Here is a 6,168-nt window from a genome sequence, read left to right as displayed (position 1 = left end):
ATCAACTCTTGAAGCGCCATGGTTGGCGAAATATTAGGCCACGTCCAGAACATCCCAAGAAAGCAGACGTTCAAACCATTGTCGCGTCTAAAAATAAAATCTCAATTCAAGAAGACAAGAAAGCGCTTTAAAACCAGTAGGCATTTTCGTAAGGTTCGCTTGATGTACCAAGATGAGGCTGGTTTCGGTAGAATCAGTAAACTGGGATTTTGTTGGGCTCCAATGGGAGTAGGTCCACATGTCCATAGTCACTATATACGAGAATTTCGCTATTGTTACGGAGCTGTTGATGCCCATACAGGCGAATCATTTTTCTTAATCGCTGGTGGATGTCATACTGAGTGGATGAACGCCTTTTTAGAAGAGCTTTCACAAGCTTATCCAGATGATTATCTTTTACTCGTTATGGACAATGCCATATGGCATAAATCAAGTACCTTAAAGATTCCGACTAATATTGGTTTTACCTTTATTCCTCCATACACACCAGAGATGAACCCCATTGAACAAGTGTGGAAAGAGATTCGTAAACGTGGATTTAAGAATAAAGCCTTTCGAACTTTGAAAGATGTCATGAATCAACTTCAAGATGTTATACAAGGACTGGAGAAGGAGGTGATAACGTCCATCGTTAATCGGAGATGGACTAGAATGCTTTTTGAAAGTAGATGAGTATTAAAACATGGTTTTGAGGTTGTAGATAGAACTGACGAAGTCAGTAACCATATATACGGCAAGGCGACGCTGACGTGGTTTGAAGAGATTTTCGAAGAGTAGCAAAATGGAAAAAGGAGTGAGTGAAGTACATCGCCTCCCCACTCCTTTTTCTGTTTTTAGGCTGTTTTTTCAACCTTCAAGATTTTTACATCATAGCTACCAACAGGCGTTTCAATGGTTGCTGTATCACCTGTTTTCTTGCCAATCAAGGCTTGTCCAATTGGGCTTTCATTTGAAACTTTACCTGCAAAGGCATCCGCACCCGCTGAACCTACGATAATATAAACTTCTTCTTCGTCCTCACCAATTTCTTGGATGGTGACTGTTTTACCAATCGCTACTTCGTCCTGGGCAACTGCGTCGCTATTGACGATTTCAGCATAGCGGATTTTTGTTTCTAAGCTAGAGATTTGTCCTTCGACAAAGGCTTGTTCATCCTTAGCTGCTTCGTACTCACTGTTTTCTGAAAGGTCACCGTATGAACGGGCAATCTTAATGCGTTCTACCACTTCTGGTCGACGAACCAATTTCAATTCTTCTAATTCTTTTTCAAGTTTTTCCTTTTCCTCAAGGGTCATAGGATATGTTTTTTCTGCCATTTTTCTCAACTTTCTTCTAATAATATTTTCTAAAGAAAATTATGTGAAGTATCACATAATTTTAGTTTGTTTGGTTTAATTTGCTGTTGACATGTTCAGCGACATTGCGATCGTGGTCTTCTTGATTATTAGCATAGTAGACCTTGCCTTCTGTGACATCTGCTACAAAGTAGAGGTTATCGCTCTTAGTTTGATTGATGCTTGACTCAATCGCATCCAGACTTGGACTATCGACTGGACCAGGCATGAGACCTACATTTTTATAAACATTATAAGGTGAATCAATGTTGGTATCAATCGCAACATCCTCAGCTAAGCTGATATTTTGCCCCAGTTTTCCTTGGGCATACAAGATTGCAATATTACTTTGAAGTGGCATATCACGATTCAAACGATTGTAGAATACACCTGCAATGAGCTTACGCTCTTCTGTCTTGGCACCTTCTTTTTCGACCAAGGAAGCAATGGTCAACAACTCATTGACAGTCAAGTTTTTAGATTTGATAGTACTATAGTAAGGAGATAGGTTCTTATCCATAGCAGCTAACATCTCATCAATCAAGCTCTCAACAGTTGTGCTTTCCTTGATAGAATAAGTAGCTGGGAAAAGGTATCCTTCCAAACGATAACGCGCACCACTATCTTTTGCAGGCAAACTTTCCAATAAAGTAGGATATTTAGCTACTGCTTGACTGATAAAGTTCTCATCTTGAACTTTTGCTAGGAAAGCATCCGCTGTCAAAGGCTCTTTGAAGTCACCTTGCAATTGACCTACCGCTTGTGCAATTTGATCCAAGGTATAACCTTCTGGAATTGTCAAAGTCGCAAGGACAGGTTCTTGTGGTTCATCTGTTCCACCTTTTTGCAACTCTTTGAGTAAGTCTTCTGTACTCATACTCTTTTGCAAATTGTAGTAACCTGCTTTCAAGTCGGTATAATTTTTATACTTGGCATAAAAGCTAAAAATCAGACCATGCTTTACCAAACCAGCTTTTTCAAGCGTCGTACCGATTTCTTGAACGTTTGAACCTTCTGGAATTCCAACCGTCACATATTGTTTCGATGAAGCATCCACAGGCTGTAAAGATGACTGAACATACTGGTAACCAAAGTAGCCACCTGCTGAGAGCAAGGCAAGGAATACAAGGAATGAAATCACAAAAGCTTTCACATGTGACTTCTTCTCTTTCTTAGACTTAACGGGTTTTGCTCCTTCTCTACGGCTACGACGTGGTGTATCGCTGATGATATCCACTGTTTCTGTAGCAGGCGTAGGTGTTTCTGAACCTGCTTGTTCTGCTTTTTTCTCTGCCGTCTTATAGGAAACAGCTACCCTTGTTGGGGTTTCATTGTATTCTCTTTCAAGTTTCTTAGGTCTAACAGGACCTGGTCCTGGTCTTGAACCACTTTCTTCCGCTGGAGAAGAAGGTACATCTTGACTTGGATGACTTGGAACACCAGGAATTTCTCTTTGAATCTCATCTGCTGGAGAAGCTGGTACATTTTGACTTGGGTGAGTAGGCACGGTAGGAGCTTTTCTCATAATCTCCTCTACCGTTGACAAGGAATCAGCCATGAGTTCTTCAGCTGAAGGTTCATTTGCAGGAGTGCGAACTACTGCATTATCTTCTTTCAGAACTTCATCATAGCTTTTTACTTTTTCTAAATCTCTCAGAATCTGCTCTTTAAAGCTTAATTTCTCTTCTTCTCTTGACTTTTCACTCAAAAGTTTTTCCTCCTTGTTGACAATCCATAATATTATATCTTAAAAGTCCAAGAAAAGCAACCTATGATACTTTTCCTAGCTTATTTTTTCGTTTCCCAGATCATATCATACCAAGTTTCCCCTGCAAAGGTTGACTGGGACAGGCCTTCATTGACAAATCCATGCTTTTCATAGTAGGTGATGAGATAGTCATGACAGGTTAGGTTAATACCTTCTCTTTCGTGTTTAAGAGCCAGTTCTTTCAAGGCTATTAGTAATTTTTGTCCAAGTCCGAGGCCCTGTGCTTCTTTGGCAATAGAAAGACAGGTCACAGAGATATAACCACCAGGCTCATGACTATAGTCTTTTATTTCTTCTGTAAAGGACTGGTCTTGCAGATGGCGGTGGGGGCCAACTGGTCCTTCGATATAACCCATAATCCTGCCCTCTTTTTCTGCAACCAGAAAAGAGGTCTGAATTTCTCGCAAATGTGCCTCAAAGACAGATCGAGGAATGGCTTCTTCAACCGAGAAATTCTCTAGTTCAATCTCGACGATACGATCCAAATCTTCTAATTTTGCTTGTCTGATCTTCATTGTGCCTCCAGATAAAAGGGATTAAACCAAATCATACTAAAACCCTGGCTAGTTTCATAAAGGGAAGTTTCTTCATCAATAAAACCGTTCATTTCAAAATAGGAAAGCAGCTCATCAGGACTCTCCAAACAAATCCCTTTGTAATCCAGCTCAACTGCCACCTCTTTCAAAGCCGCAAGAAGAAGTGTTCCCAATCCTTGTCTCTGATGGTCAGACTCAATGACTAAAGAATCTACTTTTAGACATTGCGGATTGTCTGACTGGGGACTTGATAGAATATAGCCTAAAAGTTGGTTTTCATCCCTAGCTAGAAGAAAGGTATCCGCACACTTACGGATACTTTCTTCTAAGATATGGGAAGGTTGCTGCTTTTCAGCCGGAAAAGACGAAGTTTGAAGTGCCTCTATCTCAGCCAAATCAGACTGACTTGCCTGAATGATCTTAATTGGAATTTCCATGAGAATAACCTATTGAACATTGCTTGTCAAGTTAGACAAGAGTCGCTCAAATGAGTATTCATAGGTTTGGATATCTCCTGCTCCCATAAAGACGTAAACAGCATTGTCATGGTCTAGGAGAGGAGAAACATTTTCAACAGTAATGACTTGGTGTTTCTTGTTGATTTTATTAGCTAGGTCTTCTACCTTAACATCACCATGGTCTACCTCACGAGCAGATCCATAAATTTGGGCTAGGTAAACAGCATCCGCTTGGTTTAAAGCGTGGGCAAAGTCATCTAACAAGGCAATGGTTCTTGTAAAGGTATGCGGTTGGAAGACCGCTACAATTTCCTTGCTTGGGTATTTCTGACGAGCCGCATCCAAGGTCGCAATAATTTCTGTTGGATGGTGGGCAAAGTCATCGATAATCACTGTGTCATTGACAATTTTCTCAGTGAAACGACGCTTAACACCGGCAAATGTTTTCAAGTGCTCACGCACCAAGTTCAAATCAAATCCTGCTGTGTAAAGAAGACCAATAACGGCTGTCGCATTCATGATATTGTGACGACCAAAGGTTGGAATGTGGAATTGCCCCAAGTTTTGTCCACGGAAATGAACAGTGAAAGTTGAACCAGTTGTTGAACGAAGAAGATCACTAGCTACAAAGTCATTGCCTTCAGATTCAAAACCATAATAATAAATTGGTGCATCAGACGTAATCTTACGCAATTCAGCATCTTCACCATAGACAAAAAGACCCTTGGTAATTTGTTTGGCATAGTCGTTAAAGGCATTGAAAACATCCTCGAGACTTGTGAAATAGTCTGGATGGTCAAAGTCAATGTTGGTAATAATAGAGTATTCTGGGTGATAAGGCATAAAGTGGCGCTCATATTCGTCAGATTCAAAGACAAAATATTTGGCATTGGCCGAACCACGACCGGTCCCATCCCCAATCAAGAAGCTGGTATCTGTAATGTGAGACAAGACGTGTGACAACATACCTGTCGTTGAAGTTTTTCCATGCGCTCCTGCTACTCCCATGCTGACAAAGTCACGCATAAAGCTACCTAGAAATTCATGGTAACGTTTGTAGCTGATACCATTTTGGTCCGCATAGGCAATTTCGACGTTGTTATCTGGACGAAAGGCATTTCCAGCGATAATTTCCATATCACCGTCTAGGTTCTTTTCATCAAAAGGAAGAATAGTAATCCCTGCCTGCTCAAGACCACGTTGGGTAAAGTAGTATTTTTCAACATCTGATCCCTGTACCTTGTGCCCCATTTGGTGCAACATCAAGGCCAAGGCACTCATCCCTGATCCCTTAATCCCGATAAAATGATATGTCTTTGGCATGTTTTCTCCCCTATTCTGTCATTCTGGTCAGATTCAACTCTTGGGCAACCCGACGTTCTTGTTCTGTTTGTTTACTTTTTTTATTGTAGATTTGGCTCTTCTTTAGAAAATCATAGTTGTTTTTCTTTGGAGCAGGTGCTGATACTTCTTCATTCTTGGTAGGGATAGAATGAACTTCTTCTGCCAAGATGTAATGAGACTGGGTCAATTTTTGACTATATTTGACAAATTCACCAGGATTTTCCTTTTGGAAAGGCGCTGTCGGTTGATTGCCCTGTCTAACAAGGCCTGATTTAGAATGACGTCTCGCAAGGCTGAAATCCTGAGTTAGATAGTTAGCAGAGCGTTTCTTTTTCAAGTCCGCACGCGCTTCTTCACGCGCCACCTCCGCATAGCTCTTTCCTTCTTTTTTAACCCCTAAAGGAGCTTTTTTAGGTTTCTCGACTTGCTTTTCAATCGGTTTTACTGGTTTTTCTTCAGCAATAGGAGCCCATTCTAAATAATTTTTATCTCGATACTCACCCTTGATATTACTGATCAGATCAGACTCATCATACAAGTTCATGACTGGCATTTCAGTCAACATGACCTCGTCATCTGACACCAATGGAAATCGTTCTTGTTTCATTTTCTATTTCCTTTCAACACTTCATTATAGCGTATTGTCTTGATTTTTCAAGTGCTGGCTTCAGAAATTCCCAAAATTTCTCTAATTTCTGCTAGGCTGAGACTCGGGACTTTGACAGTTG

6 protein-coding genes and 1 pseudogene are annotated in these 6,168 nt (G+C 40.7%); 1 reads left to right on the top strand and 6 read right to left on the bottom strand.

Features of this window, described 5'->3' with window-relative positions:
* Positions 1–672: pseudogene (locus tag HT703_RS08065) on the top strand (IS630 family transposase); the annotation flags it as partial.
* Positions 673–833: 161 nt separating this feature from the next.
* Here the strand turns inward: HT703_RS08065 and greA are convergent.
* The 6 genes from greA to HT703_RS08035 all read right to left on the bottom strand — a co-directional run bounded on the left by greA (position 834) and on the right by HT703_RS08035 (position 6,047).
* Entirely contained in the window at positions 834–1,316 is a 483-nt protein-coding gene (gene greA, locus HT703_RS08060; protein WP_000818760.1) for a transcription elongation factor GreA, read from the bottom strand.
* A gap of 61 nt (positions 1,317–1,377) precedes the next feature.
* Positions 1,378–3,042, bottom strand: a complete 1,665-nt coding sequence (gene mltG / locus HT703_RS08055; RefSeq protein ID WP_172930026.1) for an endolytic transglycosylase MltG — start codon at positions 3,040–3,042, stop codon at positions 1,378–1,380.
* Between the two features lie 80 nt (positions 3,043–3,122).
* Positions 3,123–3,617 (bottom strand): GNAT family N-acetyltransferase, encoded by a 495-nt coding sequence (locus tag HT703_RS08050; RefSeq protein WP_023937207.1) that lies wholly within the window; start codon positions 3,615–3,617, stop codon positions 3,123–3,125.
* Positions 3,614–4,075, bottom strand: coding sequence for a GNAT family N-acetyltransferase (locus HT703_RS08045; RefSeq protein ID WP_023937205.1), 462 nt, complete (start codon positions 4,073–4,075; stop codon positions 3,614–3,616). Before HT703_RS08045 ends, HT703_RS08050 begins: the two co-directional genes overlap by 4 nt.
* Before the next feature lie 9 nt (positions 4,076–4,084).
* Positions 4,085–5,419, bottom strand: coding sequence for a UDP-N-acetylmuramate--L-alanine ligase (gene murC / locus HT703_RS08040; protein ID WP_172930025.1), 1,335 nt, complete (start codon positions 5,417–5,419; stop codon positions 4,085–4,087).
* A 10-nt stretch (positions 5,420–5,429) separates the two neighbouring features.
* Entirely contained in the window at positions 5,430–6,047 is a 618-nt protein-coding gene (locus HT703_RS08035; RefSeq protein ID WP_054393221.1) for a hypothetical protein, read from the bottom strand.
* Positions 6,048–6,168 lie beyond the last annotated feature (121 nt).

This window comes from Streptococcus sp. 3874, assembly GCF_013276425.1.
Lineage (GTDB): Bacteria > Bacillota > Bacilli > Lactobacillales > Streptococcaceae > Streptococcus > Streptococcus pseudopneumoniae.
This window is presented reverse-complemented; position numbering and strand designations above follow the sequence as displayed.